Origin of the sequence: Nonomuraea sp. NPDC050643, from assembly GCF_040654715.1 — a bacterium.
Lineage (GTDB): Bacteria > Actinomycetota > Actinomycetes > Streptosporangiales > Streptosporangiaceae > Nonomuraea.
In genome coordinates, this window is sequence record NZ_JBFAIM010000006.1 from 185,106 (window position 1) to 204,490 (window position 19,385).

Consider the following 19,385-nt stretch of genomic DNA (forward strand, 5'->3'; position numbering starts at 1 on the left):
TTTGGATCCATCCCGTGTAAGGCTGAGGAATGCCTCAGCATCGCCGCCTCGAACCGCGCGCCCCCTGGGTCGAGGTCGTCGCCACCGAAGAGGACTGGGACGCGGCCGACCCCCACCTGCTGGTGACCATGCTCGGCCACCTCCTGCTGATCAGGACGTTCGAGGAGTACGTCCTCGACCTCGCCAAGGCCGGCCTCGTCCACGGCCCGGCCCACTCCAGCATCGGGCAGGAGGGCGGCGCGGTCGGGTCCGTTCTGGCGCTGGCCGCCGGTGACACGGTCAACGGCTCGCACCGGGGGCACCACCAGTTCCTGGCCAAGGCGCTGCAGCACGTGGAGCCGAAGGGCATCGATCCGACGAAGGACTTCTCGCCGGACGTGCGGGACGTGCTGCTGCGCACGCTCGCCGAGATCTGCGGCCTGGACCGGGGGTTCAGCCACGGGCGTGGCGGTTCCATGCACCTGCGCTGGAAGGACGCCGGGGCCATCGGTACGAACGCCATCGTCGGCGGCGGTGTGCCGTTCGCGGCCGGGTCGGCGTGGGCGCACCGGCAGGCGGGCACCGGGGCGGTCGCGGTGACGTACTTCGGGGACGGGGCCGTCAACATCGGCTCCACGCTGGAGACGCTCAACCTGGCCGCCGCCTGGCGCCTGCCGCTCTGCTTCTTCGTCGAGAACAACCGGTACGCCGTCTCGACCGGCGTGGAGGAGGCGACCGGGGAGCCTCGGCTGTCCGGGCGTGGTCCCGGGTTCGGCGTGGCGAGCTGGCGGGTGGACGGCATGGACGCGCTGGCCGTGTACCTGGCGATGCGGGAGGCGGCGGCGTACATGAGGGCGGGCGACGGGCCGGCGCTCGTCGAGGCGGACGTGTACCGATATTTCCACCAAAATGGCCCCTTCCCCGGCAGCGCGTTCGGCTACCGGACGAAGGAGGAGGAGCAGGAGTGGCGGGCCCGCGACCCGATCGACCAGCTCGCCGGCCACCTGACCCGCCGAGCCGTCCTCGGCCGACCCGACATCGACGCCGCGATCACGCGGGCGCGGGATCTCATGGCGGCCGTGGGGGACGACCTGCTGGAGCCGCTTCCCGGTGGCAAACCGGGGCAGCGCCGGATCAAGCCGGCCGAGTGGCCCGACCCGGGCTTCGCGCACGTGGGCGTGCGTGGCGACCTCTCCGAGTTCGAGGAGGCGCGGACGGCGTTCACGGGCGAGCTGACCGAGGGCAGGTTCATCGACGCCGTGGCCGGGGTGATGGCGCGGCGGATGCGGGCCGACGACTCGATCGTCGTGCTGGGAGAGGACGTACACCGCCTCAACGGCGGCACCAACGGCGCCACGCGCGGGCTCAAGGGCGCCTTCCCCGACCGCGTGCTCGGCACCCCCATCAGCGAGAACGCCTTCACCGGCCTGGCCGGCGGCATCGCCTCCGACGGGCGCTACACGCCGGTGGTCGAGCTCATGTACGCCGACTTCATGTGGGTCGCCGCCGACCAGCTCTTCAACCAGATCGCCAAGGCCAGGCACATGTACGGGGGCGACGACGCCATGCCCCTCGTCCTGCGCGGCAAGGTCGCCATGGGCACCGGGTACGGCTCCCAGCACTCCATGGACCCCGCCGGCCTCTTCGCCACCGCCCCCGGCTGGCGCATCGTCGCCCCGGCCACCCCGTACGACTACGTGGGCCTGATGAACAGCGCGCTGCGCTGCCGGGACCCGGTCGTGGTGCTGGAGCACGTCGAGCTGTACGCGTCCACGGGGGAGTTCCCGGTGGACGACCTGGACTACTGCCTCCCGGTCGGGCGGGCGGCGGTGCGGCGGGCGGGGTCGCGGGTGACGGTGCTGACGTACCTGGCGATGACCTCGTACGTGCTGCGGGCCGTCGAGGCGTCCGGGCTGGACGTGGAGGTGATCGACCTGCGCTGGCTGGACCGGGCCAGCCTGGACTGGGAGACGGTCGGGGCGAGCGTCAGGAAGACGAACAACGTGCTCATCGCCGAGCAGGGGCCCGTGGGGACGTCGTACGGCGGATGGCTGGCCGACGAGATCCAGCGGCGCTTCTTCGACTGGCTGGACCAGCCGGTGCAGCGGGTGACCGGCGGGGAGGCGTCGCCGAGCATCAGCAAGATCCTGGAACGGGCCGCCATCGCCGGGGAAGAGGAAGTGGCCGCCAAGCTCGCCGAGATGACGGAGTACTGAGATGACGGAGTACTGAGATGGCGGAGCACTGAGATGGCGGAGCACTGAGATGGCGGAGCACTGAGATGGCGGGGTGCTGAGATGGCCGGGCTGCTGCGTATGCCGGAGGTCGCGGCGAACGCCGCGGAGGCGGTGTTGCAGGGGTGGGCGGTCGAGGTGGGCACGCCGTTCGCCGCCGGGGACGTCATCGCGACCGTGGAGACCGACAAGGCCGTGGTGGACGTGGCCGCGGAGGCCGATGGCGTCCTGCTGCGCACCCTGGTCGCCGAGGGCGCCACCGTCGCGGTCGGCACCGCCATCGCCGTCCTGGGCATCCCCGGCGAGCAGCCGGACGCCGTCCCCCGGCACGTGGACGACGCTCCTCAGCGGGCCGGCGACGGCGCCCAGCGGCGGCTCTTCTCCAGCCCGCTGGCCCGCCGTCTGGCCAAGGAGGCGCACCTGCCGCTCGGCGACCTCACCGGCACGGGCCCGAACGGCCGGATCATCCGCCGCGACGTCGAAGCGGCCATCGCGGCCCGCACCACACCCCCACCGCCCACGCCCGCGCCGCCCTCCGCCGGCCCCGCCGGCCCCGCCACGCCCGCCATGCCCGCCCCCACGCTCGCCCCCACGCCCGCCCCCGAGCCGGTCCCCGCCGCGTCGTTCGCCGAGGTGCCTCACTCCCGGGCCCGCCGGGCCGTCGCCGCCCGCCTGACCCAGAGCAAGCAGACCACCCCCCACTTCTACGTACGCGGCACCGCCCGCGTCGGCAGGCTGCTCAAGCTCCGCGACCGCCTCAACCGGACCGCCCGCCAGAAGATCTCCATCAACGACCTCGTCATCAAGGCCGCGGCCCACGCCCACCTGCTCGTCCCCGAGATGAACGTCATCTGGACCGACACGGCCACCCACGCCTTCACCACCGTGGACCTGTCCGTGGCCATCGCGACCGGCCGCGGCCTCGTGACGCCCGTCCTCAGGTCCGTCGAACAACGATCCGTGGCCACCGTCGCCGCCACCGTCAAGGACTTCGCCGACCGTGCGAACGCGGGCAGGCTGCGCCAGGACGAGCTGGAGGGCGGCGTGCTCACGGTGACGAACCTCGGGATGCACGGGGTCGAGGAGTTCGCCGCGATCATCAACCCGCCCCAGTCCGCGATCCTCGCCGTCGGCACCGTCCGCCGGGAGCCGGTCGTCACCAAGGGCGGCAGACTGAAGGCCGGGCACGTCATGCGGGTCACGCTGTCGGTCGACCACCGCCCCGTCGACGGCACCGTGGCCGCCGCCTGGATGACGGCGTTCCTCGAACTGCTCGCCGACCCCGTCCGTGTCCTGACCTGATCAGGGCGTGGGTCGGCAGCCGCTCCGGTCCCCGGCGGCCCGCGCGGTGCCGAAGTACTCCACCCGCCACGCGCCTGCACCGGCGTCCGCGCCTCGAAGCGGCCCCTCGGGTTGCCCCTGGTGACCGTGCTCCTGCTGACCGAGTGGAACGCCTCCGACGGCGCGCCCGGCTCCCGGTAGAAGACCCAGATGCGCTGGTTGAGCAGTCATTCCCAGGTCGCGACCGACTTGCCGCGCAGCCGGCCCGTGTGTACGGTCTCCTCGCCCAGGAGCCGGACCCGGTAGCCGACGATCTGCGTCTCGTACGGTTGCAGTGACGTCGCCTCCACGAACACCGCCTCGCTGCGCCCCCCGATGACGCCGGGCGTCGTACGCACCTCGGCCCGCCAGTCGCCGCTCGCCATGACGGGCGCCTCGGCGGCGAACCGGCCGGCGTCGTCGGTGACCGTCTCGGCCAGCTCCCGCCAGCCGCACGTGTTGTCCTCCCTGAACGCGAGCACCACGTCCAGCCCGCCCGCCGGGCCCGAGGCGCCGTCCTTGACCGGCCCGACGCGGCCCGTGAGCCGGACCAGGTCGCCTCTGGGCACCTGGGGCGGCTGGGCGTCGAAGTCCGCGAACCGTGCCTCGGCCCTGCTCCCGCGCCGGGCGAGGGCGACGCCGCAGCCGGCCGTCGCCTGCCCCGAGCTCACCTGGAGCCGCCACGCCCCTTCGAGATCGCCGGGCTGGAAGAGGTGGGCCGCCTGCCACTCACAGGGTGCGAGCCGGTGAGTGAAGGCGAGCGTGAGTTCGGTCCCGTCCGGTGCGATCAGCCGCCCGGTCACCGTGGTGGCGCGGATGGCGGCCACCTCGATGAGGATCTCGGCCGGGGCGGCGTCCAGGACGACGGGTTGCGGGGTCACCTCGATGGCACGGATGTCCGGTGGTGACTGCACGATGTTCTCCTCCTGTCAGCAGATCCTGCGGAAGTGCGCGCCGGAGATGAGGCGGTCCCAGTCGCTCCTGGTCAGGGAGCGGCCGGCCCTGGCGCAGAGGGCGGCGGCCACGTTGGCGCGAACGCCAGCAGATCGACCGCGCCGAACCCCTCCAGCGGCAGCCTGGCCAGGGGCCGGTGGCCGGTGGCGGCCCACAGCGTGACCCCGGCGGCCGGCGTGCCGGTGGCGATCGTGCGGCCGTCGGGACTGAACGCGATCGCCCGTACGCCGTCCGCCGTCTCCCCGAACGGGCGGGCGGCGACCTCGGGCGGGCCCAGCTCGACGAGCGAGCCGTGCGCGCCGTTCACCGCGAGCACCCGCCCGTCGGGCCGGAACGCCATGCCGGACCCGCCCGGCACCCGCAACGTCCTGGTACGGATCCCGCGGCGGGCGTCCCAGAGCTGGACGTCCCGCCAGTCGCTGCCGGGTTCCACGGGCGCGACCGCCAGCGTCGTACCGTCGGGGCCGAACGCCAGCCCGCCCACCTCGGTCGCGTCCTCGACGGCGATCGTCCGCACCCGCCGGCCGGTGGCCGGATCCCACACCGTCACCTGCGCCGGGTACGCCGAGCCGACGGCCAGCAGCCCGCCACCGGGGCTCAGCGCCATGGTCGCGGGCGTGATGGGCAGGGTCGCCAGCCGTTCCATCGCGCCCAGGTGCCAGAGCTCGACCTCGGGCCGCCGGACGATCACCGTACGGTGCGCCGCGTCGATCAGCCCGCCCTCGACCCCGGCCGCCAGCGTGCGCGGCCGGATCAGCTCGGCCACGTCAAGGGTCACCGCCGTCCCGTCCGGCAACCCGTAACCCAGCGTCCCCGCCCCCAGCCACAGCCCCCTGACCGGCTCGCCCGGCTCGCCCGGTTCGCCCGGTTCGCCCGCCGGTCCCGTGACCGGGTGGGACAGCAGGTGGGCGCCGTTTCTGGACCACAGCTCGACGCTCTTCCCGTCGTGGGCGGCCAGGAAGCGGCCGTCCTGGCTGAAGCGCAGCTCGCGGGCCGCCACACCCTCCAGGACCGGGCCGCGCCAGCGAGCCGTGTCCAGGTCCCAGAAGCGGATCGTGCCGCCCCCGGCCACCGCCAGCTCCCGCCGCGCCGGGTTGAAGGCGACCCTCTCGCCGGGGAGCAGGGCCAGGACGCCCTGCCAGTCGCGCAGTTCGTACCGGCCGCCGGGGCGGACGGCGGCGAACAGGCCGTCGTCGGCGGAGAACGCCACGTCGCGGGCCCCCTCGACGTCCAGCGGGCGTTGGCTGGTGAGGTCCCACACGTGCGCGGCCCCCTGCGGCGTGGTGGCGGCCAGCAGCAGCCGCCGGGGACTGAACGCCAGCCGCTCCGCCACCTCGCCGAGCTCGGCCACGGGCATGCCGCGCTCGGTGTCCCACACGGTGATCGACCGCTCGCCCGCCACCGCGAGCCGGCGGCCGTCGGCGCTGAGCGCGATCGCGTTGACGTGCGCCGTCAGGCCGCCGAACGTGCGGACCCGCCGCCGGGAGGCCACCTCCCACAACGTGAACCGGCCGCCGTCCACCATCGCCAGCAGGGAGCCGTCGTCGCTCAGGTCGTGCCGGGCGGCGGTCGACGCCGGGGCGGGACGGAAGGCGTCGCGCTCCCGCCGGGCCAGCGAGGCGTGCATGGCCGTCCTGGCCGGGGGCCCGGGGCAGATCCGCCAGGCGGCCACGCTCAGCAGCAGGGCCGTCATCGGGTCGCGGTCCCGCAGGTCGGCGGCGAGTGCGGCGGCCCGCCGTGCGGCTCCGGCGTCGTCCTGGATCAGGACGTTCTCGGCGACCAGGACCCCGACGGCGGCCATCAGGACGGTGACCAGCACGGCGATCGTGCCCCTGACGTGCCGGCGCGGTCCGGTCGTGGCCCGCCGGGAAACCTTGACGGCCACGCGCCGCCCGGAGACGTCGCAGGCGTCGTACACGACCCCCTGCCCGCCCTCGCCCAGTCGGCCCGTCAGCCGGTATTCGCCGAGCCGCGCCGGATCGCCCGGCAGAAGAGGCGTCACGGCCACCCAAGCTAGCGATCGCCCGGTTGCCGCGCCTCCGGGTCCGGCCTGGGGAAAACCCGGGAACGCGCACCTCTTGATCGGGCGGGGAGCGCGAAATATGGTGTTAATCGTTTAACACCGCCGAGCGAGCGCGACGCGGTCTCCGTCTCTGCTTTAGCCTGCCTGCCGAGATCCGACCCACGACGATTCCCGCTATTCCAGTAGGGAATGCTAGGTTATTCGACTAACATGAGACCAACAGCGCGACAAGTGGCCGAGCTGGCGAACGTGTCAGTGGCGACCGTCTCCTACGTGCTCAGCGGCCGAGACCGTCCCGTGGCCGCCGAGACCAGGCAGCGGGTGCTCGACGCGGCCAGGCAGCTCGGCTACACCCCCAACCAGGCCGCCAGAAGCCTGCGCAAGCGCCGCACCCAGCGGGTGGCGCTGGTGCTGAGCTCGTTCGGCGGCGTGCCCACGGACGAGCGGCTGGCCACGGACCTGCACGAGATGGCCGACGCGCGGGGCTACTCCGTGGTCACGCTGGCCGTCTACTCCGAGGCCCGCGCCAACGCCGCCATCGACGTGCTGCGCGGCGGCTTCGCCGACGGCGCGCTGATCAACGTCGTCGGCGACCTCACCCGCGACCTGCTCGCCGGGCTCGCCGCCACGGGGCTGCCGATGGTGGTGCTGAGCAACGAGAGCGGGCTGGAGGGCTGCGACCTCGTACGGACTCCGGAGACGGAGGCGTGCGCGGAGGCCGTCGAGCACCTGCTGGCGGAGGGCAGGCGGCGCATCGCGTTCATGGCGCACCGGCACGAGCTCTACCGCGACAAGCTCGTGGGACGCCTGCTCGGCTACACCACGGCCCTCGAACGGCACGGCGTGAGCGAGCGGATCGTCACCGCCGGGGCGGACGACCGCGTGGCGGCCTACCAGACCGCGACCGAGCTCCTCAGCTCCCCCGACCGCCCCGACGCGATCTTCGCCGCCTCCGACAGGGCCGCGATCAGCGCGATCTGGGCCGCCAGGGACCTGGGGCTGAGCGTCCCCGGCGACGTCGCGATCGTCGGCGCCGGCAACATCGACGAAGGTCTCATCAGCAATCCGCAGCTCAGCACCGTCGGCCCGCTCCGCCACGACTACACCGACGTCGTACGCCTGCTCTTCGACCGTATCCAGGCCGAGGAGCAGCCACCCGCCCGCGAGATCGTCCGTTCGTGGACCTTCGTGCGGCGGGGCTCGTCCTAGAAGGGAAATCCGAGATGTCTCCCCAGCTCTCGCGCCGTGACCTGCTCCGTCTAGCCGGTGCGGCGGCCGCCGTGCCGGTCCTGTCGTCCTGCGCGGGGGCGCCGTCCGCGCCGTCCGCCGCTCCCGGCACCTTCACCGTCTACTGGAACGCGGGCCACGACTACCAGGCCTACCGGGCGGTCATCGCCGAGTTCGAGCAGGCCAACAAGGTGAAGGTCAACCTGCAGAAGTACCAGTGGCCCGACCTGCGGACCAGGCTACTGGCGGACTTCGCCTCGGGCACCGTGCCGGACCTGGTGGAGGAGCCCGGCGGGTGGGTGCAGGAGTTCGCGATCTCCGGCAACGCCCGCTCGCTGCAGGACTACGTCGACCGCGACGGCCAGGCCATGGGCTTCCCCTCGGACTGGCAGCCGGTGACCGTGGAGCGCAACTCGTACCAGGGCAAGGTGTACGGCGTGCAGCTCCACCTGACCTGCAACACCCTGCTCTACAACAAGACCATGCTCGCCGACGCGGGGGTGGAGGTGCCGACCACCTGGGAGGAGTTCCTCGACGCGGCCAGGAAGCTGACCAAGGACGGCGTGTACGGCGTCGCGCTCAACCAGGACCACACCTACGTGTGGCCGTGGCTGGTGCAGGCCGGCGTCACCCCCTACGACCCGAAGACCGGCGAGATCATGGCGCCGATGGCCGACGCCGTCGAGGCCCTGCAGTTCCAGGCCGACCTGATCCACAAGCACAAGGTCGCTCCGGTGCCGGTGTCGAGCACCGACTACTCGGGCCCGCAGAAGCTGTTCTCGGCCAGGCGCGCCGCGATGATCCTCACCGGCCCGTGGGACCTGGAGCCGATCAGGAAGACCAGCCCCGACCTCGATCTGGGGGTCGCGCCGCCGCTCAAGCACAAGGTCCAGGCCACGCAGGCGGCCGGGGTGAGCATGTTCGTGCCCGCCAAGGCGGCCAGGCCCGACCTGTCGTGGGACTTCATCAAGCGCATCACCACCCTGCAGGTCGAGCTGGCGGCCACCAAGGAGACCGGCATGCTCATGCCGCGCGTCTCCTGGGCCGAGCTGCCCGACGTGCGGTCGAAGGAGGCCATCAAGGTCTTCGCCGACGCGCTCCCCGAGGCCAGGGACTCCTCCCAGCAGGTGCGGCTCACCGGTCAGCTCGGCAAGTGGGAGGAGCAGCTCAAGGTCATGTACCAGCAGGTCCTCATCCAGAACCAGCCGGCGGCCGAGGCGCTCAGGAAGTTCGCGGAGACGGCCGGGGGCTTCCTGAAGTGAGGCCGCGCACACTGTCCGGCCGGTACGCCAGGACCGCCTACCTGTTCCTGCTTCCGGCCATCCTGTTCTTCGCGGCCTTCTTCTACCTGCCGATCGGCAACGTCGTGGCCACCGGCTTCCGCACCGGCCCCCAGGCCGACCAGTGGACGGGCCTGGGCAACTACACCCAGGCCCTGGCCGACCCCGCCGTCCAGCACTCGTTCCTGGTCACCGTGGTCTTCGCGGTGCTGGTGGTGATCGGATCGATCGTGCTCGGGCTGGCCCTGGCGATGGCGATCGACCAGCCGCTGAAGGGGCGGGTGGCGTTCCGGGTGCTGCTGCTGGTGCCGTACCTGACCTCGGTGGCGATCGTCGGGCTGCTGTGGCGCAACATCCTCGACCCGGAGCTGGGCGTGCTGAACCGGGTGCTCGGCGCGGCCGGGCTGCCCGAGCAGCAGTGGCTCAACACCGCGCCGCTGCTCACGATCGCGGCCGTCACGCTGTGGCAGAGCGTCGGGTACACGATGGTGCTGTTCCTGGCCGGGCTGCAGGGCATCCCGGAGACGTACCACGAGGCCGCCAAGATCGACGGGGCGGACGCCTGGCGCCGGTTCTGGCGGATCACGCTGCCGCTGCTGGCCCCGACCACGCTGTTCGTCTCCGTCATGGCGGTCATCTCGGGGCTGCAGGCGTTCGGGCAGGCGTACATCATCACCAACGGCGGGCCCGGCGACGCCACCGACCTGTCGGTCTTCCACATCTTCAACGTCGCCTTCCGCAGCAGGGACTTCGGCTACTCCTCGGCGCAGTCGGTGCTGCTGCTGATCGTCATCGTCGCCTTCACCCTGGTCCAGCTCAGGGCCGGGCGGCGCGGGGAGGTCCAGTACTGATGCGCAAGGCGCTGCTCTACCTCCTGCTCGGCCTGGCCTCGCTGGTCACCGTCGTGCCCCTGCTCTACATGCTCTCGCTGTCGCTCCAGACCGAGGCCGAGACGCTGTCGGCCAACGCCGTGCTGGTGCCGGAGACGCCGCAGTGGGGCAACTACGCCGAGCTGTTCACCCGTGCCCCGTTCGGGAACTTCATCGTCAACAGCCTGGTCGTGGCCAGCGCGATCACGCTGGCGCACCTGGTGTTCGACCCGCTCGTCGGATACGCGTTCGCCAAGTTCCGCTTCCCCCTGCGCAACACGTTGTTCGTGGCGCTGCTGGCCACGCTCATGGTGCCGTTCTTCGTGCGGATGATCCCGCTGTACGTGCTCATGGCCAACATGGGCTGGCTCAACACGTACCAGGGGCTGATCACGCCGTTCCTCATGGACGCGTTCGGGATCTTCCTCATGCGGCAGTTCATCCAGCCCATCCCCGACGACCTGATCAGCGCGGCCCGCATCGACGGCGCCTCCGAGCTGCGGATCTACTGGAGCGTCATCCTGCCGCAGACGCGGCCGGCGCTGGCCGTGCTCGGGCTGTTCACGTTCGTCTTCCAGTGGAACGAGTTCCTCTGGCCGCTGGTCGCCACGACGACGCCCGAGATGCGGACCATCCCGGTCGGGCTCACCCTGTTCAACCAGGAGTACTTCACGTTGTGGCACCTCACCGCCGCCGGCTCGGTGATCCTCTTCGTCCCCACCGCCGTCCTGTTCATCCTGACCCAGCGATACTTCGTCCGCGGAATCGCGCTGACCGGCCTCAAATAGTTCGACAGGAGCCTTCCTTTTGCGCCCGAACGTGATCGTCGTCTTCACCGACCAGCAGCGGTGGGACACCGTCGGCCCTTTCACCCCGAATCTCGACAGAATGGCCAGGAACGGCACGCAGGCCACGGTCGCGCTCACCCCGCAGCCCGTGTGCGCGCCGGCCCGCGCGGCGCTGCAGACGGGCCGCTACCCGACCACGACCGGCGTCTACCGCAACGGCCGCGTCCTGCCCGTCGAGGAGCGCACGCTGGCCCACCACTTCGGCGCGGCCGGCTACGCCACCGGCTACATCGGCAAGTGGCACCTGGCCGGCAGCGAGCCGGTCCCTGAGGAGGAGCGCGGCGGCTACCAGTCGTGGCTGGCGGCGAACGCGCTGGAGCACACCTCGGACGCGTACCGCACGATCGTCTTCGACGAGGCGAACGACCCCGTCCTGCTGCCCGGCTACCGCTCCGACGCGCTCGTGGACGCCGCCGTCCGCTTCGTCGCCGACCACGCCGACGAGCCGTTCTACCTGTTCCTGTCGTTCCTGGAGCCGCACCACCAGAACGAGGTGGACAACTACCCCGCGCCCGACGGCTACGAGGAGCGCTACCAGGGCCGCTGGATGCCGCCGGACCTGGCGGCACTCGGCGGCACCGCGCACCAGCACATGGGCGGCTACCTGGGCCAGGTCAAGCGCCTGGACGAGGGCCTGGGCCGGCTGCTGGACGCGCTGCGCAGCATGGACCTGCTGGACGACACGATCGTGGCCTACACCTCCGACCACGGCAACCACTTCAAGACCCGCAACGGCGAGTACAAGCGCTCCTGCCACGACGCCTCGCTCCGCGTGCCGCTGGCGCTGCGCGGCCCCGGCTTCGACGGCGGCGGCGCCATCTCCCGTCCCGTCAGCACCCTCGACCTCCCGCCGACCCTCCTGGAGGCCGCGGGGCTGCCCGTCCCGGACGCGATGCAGGGCCGCTCGTTCCTGCCGCTGGTGCGCGATCCCCGGTCGGACTGGCCCGAGGAGGTCTTCTTCCAGGTGAGCGAGTCGGAGGTGGGGCGCGGGATCCGCACGTCCCGCTGGAAGTACTACGCCGTCGCCGAGGACGCCCACCCCTGGGACGTCTCGGCCGCCCTCCGCTATCGCGAGCAGGCCCTGTACGACCTGGAGAACGACCCACACGAACTGGTCAACCTGGCGGGGTACGCCTCGCACGCCGGGGTGATGGCGGAACTGCGCGAACACCTGGTCCGCCGGATCGTGGCGGCGGGGGAGGCGGAGCCGATCATCGACCCGGCGACGCGACGGCCGGGGCGCGAACAGGCGATGCGCGACCCGGAAGTCCGCCTCAACGGCCCCAAACCCACCCGCTTCGGCCACCAACCCAAACCCTGACCCTCTCCTCCAGGGACGGCTGCCGAACCCGTCGCTGGCACAACCCGCCCGCGCTCACCCTCCTCCCGCCCGCTCCGACGGACACCTCTCCTCCAAGGAACCTGCGCCAAAGGCGGCGAGTGACGGCGGCACAGGCCGGCCATGGTCACGGTCCCTGCCCGCTTCGGGGGAGGTTGGCCGAAGCGCCCTCCACAGGGACCTGTGCCGAAGTGGAGGGGTGGTGGTGGCGTAGGGCGGTCGTGGTTACGGTCCCGTCCTGCTTTGGCGGAGGTCGGCCGACGATCCCCCTCCCGCTCAAGAGGGACCTGTGCCGAACTGGTGTGGGTCAGGGCCGGTCCTCGAAGAGAGAGGGCCGGCCCTGGAAATGGGGTGGGGTCAGCGGGTTGCGTTCGCGGGCTTGTGGGTGTGGGTGGAATCGTTGCGCGCCGCCGCGGCCGGGGCCGGGGTGGTGGCGCCGATGGTGCCGGTGTCGAACGCGTACGTGGCCACCAGGGTCGCGATGGCGTCGGAGTTCACGTCCAGCGCCTTGTCGTTGATGTTGAAGGTGGAGTCGCACGCGCTGTGGTAGCAGGGGTCGAGCGGAATCCCGGCCGTACCGCCGAAGATCGCCGCCTCCTCCGCCGTCTTGAGCACCTCGGCCCCGGTGAACAGCCCGCCCGCCGGGATCCCGACCGCGATGAAGGGCCCGTAGTCGGAGCGCCCGGTGAACGCCGTCGCCTTGAACGGCTGCCCGCGCCCGGCGAAGAACTTCTCGAAGTCCGCCTCGATGACGTCGGATCCGGGAGGCCCGGCGGTGCCGAACGCGTCCCCGTCACCGTCGTAGATCCCGAACGTGTAGTTGGGCGAGGCGATCATGTCGAAGTTGAGGTAGAGGGAGATCTTGGCCCGCTCCGCCGCCGTCAGCGAGCCCACGTAGTGCTCGGACCCGAGCAGCCCGAACTCCTCGGCCCCCCAGAACGCGAACCGCACCTGGTTCTTCGGCTTCGCCTCCGCGAACTTGAGCGCCACCTCCAGGATCCCGGCGCTGCCCGAGCCGTTGTCGTTGATGCCGGGCCCCTCCTGGACGCTGTCCAGGTGCGCGCCGATCATGACGACGTTGTTCGGATCGCCCTGCTTGCTCTGCGCGATCACGTTGTACGTGGTCCTGGTCTCCACGATCGGGTTCCAGTTCATCGTCACGGTGGTGCCCGCGGTGGCGGCCAGTTCGGCGCCGACCGCGAAGCTGGTGAAGAACGACGGGATCGTCACGCCGGGCCCGCCGAGCACCGGGTTGAGGTCGACCTCGGTACGCCCTGCCTGCCCCTCGTTGAACACGATGGCCGCCGAGGCCCCCGCGGCCATGGCGTTGTCCACCTTGACGCGGAAGTTGCAGGTCCCGCGCTGCATGAGCGCGACGTTCCCGGCCACGAACCCGGCGAAGTCGCTCGCCTCGCACCCGGAGCTGGAGGTGTTGGCCACCGGACCCGGCGGCAGCACCAGGTCCACGCCCTGGATCGTGCCCGTGGCGGAGCCCGCGGGCGAGTCGCCCATCGCCACGTAGTCGCTGAAGAACCCGTACGTGTACGTCTTGGGCGACGGGCTGTTCCGCTTGAGCACGGGCGGCGTGATGTACCCGTCGAAGACGAACTCGAAGGGCTGGATCGTCACGTCGTACCCGGCGGCGCGCAGCTTGCGCGCCACGTAGTCGCGGGAGGCGTCGAAGCCGGAGGTCCCCGACACGCGGGTGCCGTCGTTGAGCCGCGCGATGGACTGGAGCGCGTACAGGTGCTTCTTGACGTTCGGCCCGGAGACGTCCTTGACCAGCTTGGCGACGGCGTCTTCGCGGGGGCCGGCCTCGGCCGGGGTGCTGAGGGAAAGGGTCACGGCCACGGCGGTGATGGCGCCGAGCACGCTCGTACGTAAGCGGGAACGCATAGGACTCCTCAGAACATGGAGGGTGAACCGGTCAAAATGCGCGCGTGTCCCGAAACGTATTCATCAGTCCGGTGATAGGGAAGATTGACCGCGTATCCGTTGCATCACGGACTTGGAACGTCGCACTCGAATTGGGGAACCCGCATGTCCATATCGCTCCCGTCCACCGGCACGTTCACCATCGGTGACAAGAGCGTGCACCGCCTCGGCTTCGGGGCCATGAGCCTGACGGGGCCGGGCGTCTGGGGGCCGCCGCGCGACCACGACGAGGCCGTACGGGTGCTGCGCCGGGCCGTCGAGCTGGGCGTGGACTTCATCGACACCGCCGACTCCTATGGGCCGTACGTCAGCGAGGAGATCATCCGGGAGGCCCTGCACCCGTACCCGGAGGGGCTGCTGATCGCGACCAAGGCGGGGTTCGTGCGTACGGGGCCGGGTCAGTGGCATGTCGTGGGGCGGCCCGCGTACCTGCGGCAGGAGGTCGAGATGAGCCTGCGCCGGCTCGGCGTGGAGCGGCTCGACCTGCTCCAGTTGCACCGCATCGACCCGCTGGTGCCGCTGGAGGACCAGCTCGGCGAGCTGAAGGCGCTCCAGGACGAGGGCAAGATCGGCGGTGTCGGCCTGTCGGAGGTGAGCGTCGAGGAGCTGGAACGATCGCGGCGCGTCGTCGAGATCGTCACCGTCCAGAACCGCTACAACCTCACCCTCCGCCTCTCCGACGACGTGCTGCGGCACTGCGAGGAGCAGGGGATCGGGTTCATCCCCTACAGCCCGATCGCCAAGGGCGCCCTGGCCGCGCCCGGCAGCCCGGTGGAGCACGTCGCCGAGGCCGTCGGCGCCACACCCGCGCAGGTCAGCCTGGCCTGGCTGCTGGCCCGTTCCCCGGTCGTGATGCCGATCCCCGGCACCTCCTCGGTCGCCCACCTGGAGGAGAACCTGGGCGCCTCGACCGTGTCGCTGACGGCCGAGCAGATCGAGGCACTGGGCTGAGAGAGCCCGGACCGAATGCGGTCGGGCTGAAAGAGAGGCCGGGCTGAAAGAGAGAGGCCGGCCCTCCTCCCCCGGAGGGCCGGCCGGTCGGCTCAGCCCAGGCCGTTCCGCATGGCCGTGAGCAGTTCGGCGTTCGTGGTGTCGCCGCTGAGCTCCCAGAAGAACGCGCCGCCGAGGCCCTGGTTCTTCGAGTAGCTCATCTTGCCGCCGATCGTGGCGGGGGTGTCGTAGCTCCACCACTGGTTGCCGCAGTAGGCGTACGCGGTGCCCGCGACCGTGCCGTTGGCCGGGCAGCGCGTCTTGAGGACCTTGTAGTCCTCGATGCCCTGTTCGTACGTCCCCGGCGCCGGCCCCGTCGCCGTGCCGCCGGGCGCGGCCTGCGTGACCCCGGCCCAGCCGCGGCCGTAGAAGCCGATGCCGAGCAGCAGCTTGCTCGCCGGCACGCCCTTGCTCTTCAGCTTCTGGATGGCGGCGTCGGAGTGGAAGCCCTGGGTCGGGATGCCGGTGTAGGAGGTGAGCGGCGAGTGCGGGGCCGTCGGGCCCTGCGGCGCGAAGGCGCCGAAGTAGTCGTAGGTCATGACGTTGTACCAGTCGAGGTACTGCGCCGCGCCTCCGTAGTCCGCCGCGTCGATCTTGCCGCCGTTGGTGCCGTCGGCGGTGATGGCCGCGGTGACCAGGTTGCCGGAGCCGAAGCGGGTGCGCAGGGCCGACATCAGGTTCCTGAACGCGGCCGGGCCGCTGCTGTCACAGGTCAGGCCGCAGGCGTTCGGGTACTCCCAGTCGATGTCGATGCCGTCGAACACGTCCGCCCAGCGCGGGTCCTCGACCAGCCGGTAGCAGGCGTCGGCGAAGGCGGCCGGGTTCTGCGCGGCCTGGCCGAAGCCGCCGGACCAGGTCCAGCCGCCGAAGGAGAACAGCACCTTGATGTGCGGGTACTTCTTCTTGAGCTTGCGCAACTGGTTGAAGCTGCCGCGCAGCGCGCCCGCGTCCCAGGTGTCGGCGACGCCGTCCACGCTCTCGCCCGCCTGGTAGAAGCGGTCGTAGTCGGCGTAGCTGTCGCCGATCGCGCACTGCCCGTTCGTCACGTTGCCGAACGCGTAGTTGATGTGGGTCAGCTTGGCGGCCGAGCCGCTCGTGTCGATGTTCTTGACGTGGTAGCCGCGCTGGTAGACGCCCCACTGGACGAAGTAGCCGAGAACCTTGTTCCCGCCGCCTCCGCCGCCCGTGGTGGTGGCGCTGGCGGTGTTGCTGTTGGCGGAGCGGTTGCCGGCGGCGTCGCGGGCGCGGACGGTGTAGGTGTAGGCGGTGTTGGCGCTCAGGCCGGTGTCGGTGTGGGTGGTGCCGGTGACGGTGGCGACGAGGGTGGCGCCGCGGTAGACCTCGTAGCCGGTGACGCTGACGTTGTCGGTGCTGGCGTTCCAGGCGAGGGAGACGCTGCTGCCGGTGACGCCGGTGGAGCGCAGGTTGCCGGGCACGGAGGGCGCGGTGGTGTCCGTGCCGCCGCCGCCCGTAGTGGTGGCGCTGGCGGTGTTGCTGTTGGCGGAGCGGTTGCCGGCGGCGTCGCGGGCGCGGACGGTGTAGGTGTAGGCGGTGTTGGCGCTCAGGCCGGTGTCGGTGTGGGTGGTGCCGGTGACGGTGGCGACGAGGGTGGCGCCGCGGTAGACCTCGTAGCCGGTGACGCCGATGTTGTCGGTGCTGGTGTCCCAGGCCAGGGAGACGCTGCCGCTGGTGACGCCGGTGGAGCGCAGGTTGCCGGGCACGGAGGGCGCGGTGGTGTCCGTGCCGCCGCCGCTCGAGACCTTCCACAGGGCCGGTACGTTCGGCGGCTCCCACCCGGGCTGGGAGGTGTGGCCTTGCACGCACTCGTACTGGACGCCGTTGTACGTGACGAGGGCGCCCGTCGCGTACGCCGTCCACGGCGCCCAGTCGGCGAAGGCGGCACGGGCCGCGGCGAGGGCCTGGGGCGGCGTGACGGCCACCGCCGTGAGGGGCAGTGCCAGCGCCGCCAGCACCGCGAGGAGCTTGCTCAGGATCTTGTGTCTCATGTCGCTCCGACATCCGGTTGGGGGCATGGGGGTGGGATGTCAGGAAACTATTAGGAAAGTTTCCTTTAAGTTATGAGTCGACGGTAGTTCCTGCCTCGGGTGTCGTCAATATGTGAAGTCCCTCAGCAAACCCGTATACCGCTTGGGACGCGGGTGGGCGTATTCGCCGCGTTTGCCGGTCCGCAGCCCGAGGGCCACCAGCGACTCGGCCAGCTTGGTCGCCGCGCCGACCCCGTCGATCACCGGCACGCCCGTCACGCGCGACACCCCGGCGCAGAACTCCGCCATGCCCGCGCAGCCCAGCACCACCGAGTCGCTGCCGTCCCGCTCGACGGCCGCGGCGCACAGGCGGGTCACCGTGTCGCGGGCAGCGGGGTCGTCCAGGTTCAGGACCGGGATGTCGCAGGCGTGCACGCCCCGGCAGGCGGCGGCGAAGCCGTACCGGTGGGCCAGGTCCCAGGCCCGGCCGACGGTCCTCGACAGCGTCGTGACCACGCTGAACCCGCGCCCGACCAGCGTGGCGGCGTGCATGGCGGCCTCCGCGATCCCGATCACGGGGCCGGCGGCCAGCTCGCGGGCGGCGTCCAGGCCGGGGTCGCCGAAGCAGGCGATCACGTACGCGTCCACCCCCTCCCGCTCGCCCGCCGCGACCTCGGCCAGCACCCCCGGCACGGCCAGCGCCTCGTCGTAGTGGCTCTCGATCGACTCCGGCCCCATGCTCGGGCTCACCGCCGTCACGGTGGTCGCCGGGGACGCCACCGCCCTGGCGCGACGACCGATGGACTCGGTCATGGCCAGGGCGGTGTTCGGGTTGATCACTTTGAGGTGGGTCATGCGACGGTGATCCGGGGAGTACGGCGCTCCAGCGCGAGCAGGGCCACGAAGCCGAGCCCGCAGCCGATGAACCAGCTGTAGTCGGCGATCCAGGTCAGGTCGACCGAGGTGACCAGCTTGGGCACCAGGACCGAGGCGATGGCCGGCACCCCGCTGGCCACCGTGGCCCAGATCGCGTTCGGGTTGTAGCCCTTGCTGAACCAGTAGCGCCCGCCCGGGTCCATCGTGAACAGCTCGTCCACCGACACCCGCTGCCGCGCGCAGAGGTAGTAGCCGGCGATCAGGATCCCGAACAGCGGGCCGATCAGCGCGCCCAGCAGGCCCAGCGTGTAGTGGATGGCGTCGGGGTTGCCGTACCAGTTCCACGGGGTCAGCAGCACCGAGCCGACCGCCGCGATCATCCCGCCGGTGCGCCAGCTGATGCGCTGCGGGCTGACGTTGGAGAAGTCGAACGCCGGTGAGATGAAGTTCGCCACGATGTTGATGCCCACCGTCGCGATCACGAAGGTCAGGCCGCCGAGCAGGATCGCGAACGGCGTGTCGATGCGCTGCACGGTGTGGATCGGGTCGGTGATCAGCTCGCCGAACACCGGCACGGTGGCCGACGCCGTGATCACCGTCAGCAGGGAGAAGAACAGGAAGTTGATCGGCAGGCCGAGGAAGTTGCCGCGCTTGACGGCCTCGAACGAGCGCCCGTAGCGGGAGAAGTCACCGAAGTTCAGCATCGGGCCGGAGAAGTACGACACCACCAGCGCGATCGCGCTCAGCATGACCGGGATCGACTCGCCGAACCCGAGGCTCTCGCCCTGCGACAGGTCCAGGCTGATGTTCTCCCAGCCGGCCTGGCTCACCAGGTAGACGGCCAGGACGACCATGACCACGTACACGGCGGGCCCGGCCCAGTCCACGAACCTGCGGATCGCGTTCATGCCGCGCCAGAACACCGCAGCCTGGGCGACCCAGAGGATGGCGTAGCAGACGTAGCCGAGCACGGACAGCCCGAGGAACGTCGGCTCGTTGAGCGCGGCCGTGGCGGGCCAGAACTTGAGGAAGATGATGATCAGCGACTGGGAGGCGAGGTAGGTCTGGACGCCGTACCAGGCGATCGCGATCGCGCCGCGCACGATGGCCGGGATGTTCGCGCCGAGCACGCCGAAGACCGCGCGGTTGATGACGGGGTAGGGCACCCCGGTGACCTGGCTGGGCTTGGCCACCAGATTGCAGAAGACGTTGACGATGACGATGCCGGCCAGCAGCGCGAACAGCACCTGCCAGCTCGCCAGCCCGAGCGCGAACAGGCTGCCCGCTGTCACGTAGCCGCCGACGCTGTGCACGTCGGACATCCAGAAGGCGACGATGTTGTACGACGACCAGGTCTGGCGGCGCAGCGGCGCCAGGTCCTCGTTGGTGAGCCGGGGGTCGTAGGGGGGTGAGGGCCGGGTGACGGCGGGCTGGGTCATGTGCGGCATCCTTGGGGGGTGGGTTCGCCGGGTGTTAAGTAATGGCTTAACACCCGAAACGAGGGTGCTGATTGCGCGCGCGTTAAT

The 19,385-nt window shown here is 71.2% G+C and carries 14 protein-coding genes; 8 read left to right on the top strand and 6 right to left on the bottom strand.

Features of this window, described 5'->3' with window-relative positions; all coding sequences use genetic code 11:
• Nucleotides 1–29 precede the first annotated feature (29 nt).
• Nucleotides 30–2,195: a thiamine pyrophosphate-dependent enzyme gene (locus tag AB0I15_RS10160; RefSeq protein ID WP_358092509.1), complete on the top strand. Its 2,166-nt coding sequence runs from the start codon at nucleotides 30–32 to the stop codon at nucleotides 2,193–2,195.
• A gap of 81 nt (nucleotides 2,196–2,276) precedes the next feature.
• A complete protein-coding gene (locus AB0I15_RS10165) occupies nucleotides 2,277–3,515 on the top strand; it encodes a 2-oxo acid dehydrogenase subunit E2 (protein ID WP_358092511.1) in 1,239 nt (412 codons plus the stop codon).
• 206 nt (nucleotides 3,516–3,721) lie between these two features.
• Here AB0I15_RS10165 and AB0I15_RS10170 read toward each other — a convergent pair whose 3' ends face one another.
• Both AB0I15_RS10170 and AB0I15_RS10175 read right to left on the bottom strand, forming a co-directional pair.
• Nucleotides 3,722–4,447, bottom strand: a complete 726-nt coding sequence (locus AB0I15_RS10170; RefSeq protein ID WP_358092513.1) for a hypothetical protein — start codon at nucleotides 4,445–4,447, stop codon at nucleotides 3,722–3,724.
• Between the two features lie 71 nt (nucleotides 4,448–4,518).
• Nucleotides 4,519–6,489 (bottom strand): hypothetical protein, encoded by a 1,971-nt coding sequence (locus tag AB0I15_RS10175; RefSeq protein ID WP_358092515.1) that lies wholly within the window; start codon nucleotides 6,487–6,489, stop codon nucleotides 4,519–4,521.
• A 231-nt stretch (nucleotides 6,490–6,720) separates the two neighbouring features.
• On the opposite strand from AB0I15_RS10175, the gene AB0I15_RS10180 reads away from it, so the two are divergent.
• Genes AB0I15_RS10180 through AB0I15_RS10200 form a run of 5 tightly spaced genes read left to right on the top strand, consistent with a single transcriptional unit; the run spans nucleotide 6,721 to nucleotide 12,055 of the window.
• Nucleotides 6,721–7,719 (top strand): LacI family DNA-binding transcriptional regulator, encoded by a 999-nt coding sequence (locus AB0I15_RS10180; protein ID WP_358092517.1) that lies wholly within the window; start codon nucleotides 6,721–6,723, stop codon nucleotides 7,717–7,719.
• Between the two features lie 14 nt (nucleotides 7,720–7,733).
• A complete protein-coding gene (locus tag AB0I15_RS10185; protein WP_358092519.1) occupies nucleotides 7,734–8,999 on the top strand; it encodes a sugar ABC transporter substrate-binding protein in 1,266 nt (421 codons plus the stop codon).
• Nucleotides 8,996–9,868 (top strand): sugar ABC transporter permease, encoded by an 873-nt coding sequence (locus AB0I15_RS10190; protein ID WP_358092520.1) that lies wholly within the window; start codon nucleotides 8,996–8,998, stop codon nucleotides 9,866–9,868. The genes AB0I15_RS10185 and AB0I15_RS10190 overlap by 4 nt, the downstream gene beginning before the upstream one ends.
• Nucleotides 9,868–10,674 (top strand): carbohydrate ABC transporter permease, encoded by an 807-nt coding sequence (locus tag AB0I15_RS10195; protein ID WP_358092522.1) that lies wholly within the window; start codon nucleotides 9,868–9,870, stop codon nucleotides 10,672–10,674. Before AB0I15_RS10190 ends, AB0I15_RS10195 begins: the two co-directional genes overlap by 1 nt.
• A gap of 19 nt (nucleotides 10,675–10,693) precedes the next feature.
• Complete coding sequence (locus AB0I15_RS10200) at nucleotides 10,694–12,055, top strand: sulfatase-like hydrolase/transferase (protein ID WP_358092524.1); 1,362 nt, start codon at nucleotides 10,694–10,696, stop codon at nucleotides 12,053–12,055.
• 375 nt (nucleotides 12,056–12,430) lie between these two features.
• Here AB0I15_RS10200 and AB0I15_RS10205 read toward each other — a convergent pair whose 3' ends face one another.
• A complete protein-coding gene (locus tag AB0I15_RS10205; RefSeq protein WP_358092526.1) occupies nucleotides 12,431–13,969 on the bottom strand; it encodes a M28 family metallopeptidase in 1,539 nt (512 codons plus the stop codon).
• 144 nt (nucleotides 13,970–14,113) lie between these two features.
• On the opposite strand from AB0I15_RS10205, the gene AB0I15_RS10210 reads away from it, so the two are divergent.
• Complete coding sequence (locus AB0I15_RS10210; protein ID WP_358092528.1) at nucleotides 14,114–14,959, top strand: aldo/keto reductase; 846 nt, start codon at nucleotides 14,114–14,116, stop codon at nucleotides 14,957–14,959.
• A gap of 92 nt (nucleotides 14,960–15,051) precedes the next feature.
• Here the strand turns inward: AB0I15_RS10210 and AB0I15_RS10215 are convergent, their stop codons facing one another.
• From AB0I15_RS10215 to AB0I15_RS10225, 3 genes are all read right to left on the bottom strand, one after another.
• On the bottom strand, nucleotides 15,052–17,004 hold the full coding sequence (locus tag AB0I15_RS10215) for a glycosyl hydrolase family 18 protein (RefSeq protein WP_358092531.1): 1,953 nt from the start codon (nucleotides 17,002–17,004) through the stop codon (nucleotides 15,052–15,054).
• Between the two features lie 105 nt (nucleotides 17,005–17,109).
• A complete protein-coding gene (locus AB0I15_RS10220) occupies nucleotides 17,110–17,838 on the bottom strand; it encodes an aspartate/glutamate racemase family protein (protein WP_358092534.1) in 729 nt (242 codons plus the stop codon).
• Entirely contained in the window at nucleotides 17,835–19,298 is a 1,464-nt protein-coding gene (locus tag AB0I15_RS10225) for an NCS1 family nucleobase:cation symporter-1 (protein ID WP_358092537.1), read from the bottom strand. Before AB0I15_RS10225 ends, AB0I15_RS10220 begins: the two co-directional genes overlap by 4 nt.
• Between the last annotated feature and the right edge of the window lie 87 nt (nucleotides 19,299–19,385).